Annotated in this window: 2 protein-coding genes; one reads left to right on the forward strand and one right to left on the reverse strand. The window is 50.1% G+C overall.

Annotated features, from left to right (window positions below):
* Positions 1-282 precede the first annotated feature (282 nt).
* The gene (locus tag K2I50_RS02005) at positions 283-1,692 is read left to right on the forward strand and encodes a DEAD/DEAH box helicase (protein WP_301024580.1); all 1,410 of its coding nucleotides are present in this window, start codon (positions 283-285) and stop codon (positions 1,690-1,692) included.
* A 200-nt stretch (positions 1,693-1,892) separates the two neighbouring features.
* On the opposite strand, the gene K2I50_RS02010 is transcribed toward K2I50_RS02005, so the two are convergent.
* Complete coding sequence (locus K2I50_RS02010) at positions 1,893-2,276, reverse strand: DUF3127 domain-containing protein (protein WP_367279080.1); 384 nt, start codon at positions 2,274-2,276, stop codon at positions 1,893-1,895.
* Positions 2,277-2,286: the final 10 nt, after the last annotated feature.

Genomic DNA, 2,286 nt, shown 5'->3' on the forward strand with positions numbered 1-2,286 from the left:
ACACTCCTTCGTCACATGTCGAAAATCGTCTCAAGCTATACGACCCTGGCGGCAACATTTATTATTAAACAAGCTCATAATATTCACTTTCCGATAGAGAAACGACTTTGACGGCTGTTGGGTTGAAACAAAAAAGGCAAAGAAATTCTAATCTATATTAGAAACTGTTTAAATTCATATGATACAGGTTTTGAGAGACCTTGATAATTGCATACATAAATACAACACCGGTTTTACCAAACGATTCATTGTATAATCGAGGCATACTTTGTAACTTTGCACATGCATTTTGAAGATTTAGATTTAAGCGACGATATACTCGACGCAATTTATGCGATGCACTTCGACGAGTGCACCCCAATACAGGAACAGGCTATCCCGCTTGTACTGCAAGGACACGACCTTATAGCCATAGCACAGACCGGCACCGGCAAGACAGCGGCTTACCTGCTGCCGGTCATCGACCTTCTCGCCGACCTCCCGGCACCGGCCACAGGAGTAAACTGTATCGTCATGGCTCCGACCAGAGAACTTGCCCAGCAAATCGAGCAACAGATGGATGGATTTTCATACTATCTGCCCATATCATCGCTCGCAATCTATGGCGGCACCGACGGAGCCACATTCGCTCGCCAGCAACGGGCAATGAAAGAAGGCACCGATGTGGTAATAGCCACTCCGGGACGCCTCCAGGCCTTGTTGCAGATGGGAGGAATCGACCTGAGCCAGGTAAAATACTTCATACTTGATGAAGCCGACAGGATGCTCGACATGGGATTCTATGACGATATCATGCGCATAGCCACCCAACTGCCATCAGAGCGACAGACTCTTCTGTTTTCGGCCACAATGCCGCCACGTATTCGAAAGCTCGCCAAAGATATACTGCGCAATCCTGCGGAAGTAAAAATCGCCCCCTCCCGACCCGTAGAGAAAATAGTACAGTCGGCTGTAATGTGTGGCGACAACCAAAAAGAGAGCATACTCCGGCGCCTGCTCAAAGAGCGCCATGGCTCAAAAGTAATAGTATTCGCATCATCCAAACTCGGCGTACGCGACTTGGCCCGCTCTCTGCGCAGATCAGGCATAAAAGCCGCAGAGATTCACTCCGACCTCGGACAAAAAGAGCGCGACGACACTATCCATGATTTCAGAGCCGAACGCCTGGATGTGCTGGTGGCCACTGACCTTCTGGCCCGCGGAATCGACATTGACGACATATCCATGGTTGTCAACTACGATGTACCGCGCGAACCAGAGGACTATGTGCACCGCATAGGTCGTACAGGCCGCGCCAACGCCGAGGGAATGGCGGTAACAATCGTTTCACCCCGCGACAGGCGGGCATTCTCCCGAGTAGAGTCTACCCTCAAAATCAAGATTCCTCTTGAAGACCTCACTACCGGAGCCGACACCGGACGAAGCGACCGCAACAGCGGAGACCGCCGCCAGAATAAACGCAATACGCCACATAACCGCAGACCAAAAGTCAAAGGCGACAGAAACAATACACCGACGCCCGACACAACCGGCGAAATATCCAAAGAGCAAACAGCCGTATCTGGCCAGGCAAATGCGGTCGATAACAATGGACCTGACGTACAGAAAAAAGTCCGCAACCGTCGCTATAAGCATCGCCGCCGTCCATCCAAGGGCAACGGCAACAATGACGCAAGCAGCAAAGAGGCATAATAATCCGGACCAATGAGATATAGCCCGCAGAAACGCACAGCAACAAGTGCACTCTGCGGGTATTTTATTGTCGGGTATTCATTTTTACCAGCGTAATATACCGGCGCAGCCTACATTATTTCACACAAAAATAAAACGGAGAGCATGAGGATGAATACCTCTACGCTCTCCGTTGTTTTTTATGACGTTACCTGCTGCTTTTAGAAGGGGAGGTCGTCGTTGGGTTCCGGGCTAAGATCGGGCATTGGAGCTACGGGTGCTGCCGGTGCGCCATATACAGGAGCTGCCGGAGCCGGCATACCTGGAGCTACAGGAGCGGCAACAGGCTCAACCTTCCATCCGTCAATAGAGGTAAACCAACGGCCGTTGTATTCTCGGCTATTGATATCAAAACTCAGACGGATTTCGTCGCCGATATTAAGAGGATACTGATCGGCACGGTCGCCAAACAGTACGAAAAACACTTTCTTGGGATATGTTTCGTGCGTTTCAAGCACATACTCACGCTTTTTCCAGTTATTGCCGGCACGCGAAACGCCCGACTGCTCCGGGAGGGCTAATATGATTTTGCCTTCTACTTCCATTTTTATATAT

The organism is Muribaculum sp., from assembly GCF_029051885.1.
Lineage (GTDB): Bacteria > Bacteroidota > Bacteroidia > Bacteroidales > Muribaculaceae > Muribaculum.

Excerpts from the sequence above, each read along its gene's own strand:
- K2I50_RS02005 (WP_301024580.1), top strand. The coding sequence starts at position 283 with ATGCATTTTGAAGATTTAGATTTAAGCGACGATATACTCGACGCAATT.
- K2I50_RS02010 (WP_367279080.1), bottom strand. The coding sequence starts at position 2,276 with ATGGAAGTAGAAGGCAAAATCATATTAGCCCTCCCGGAGCAGTCGGGC.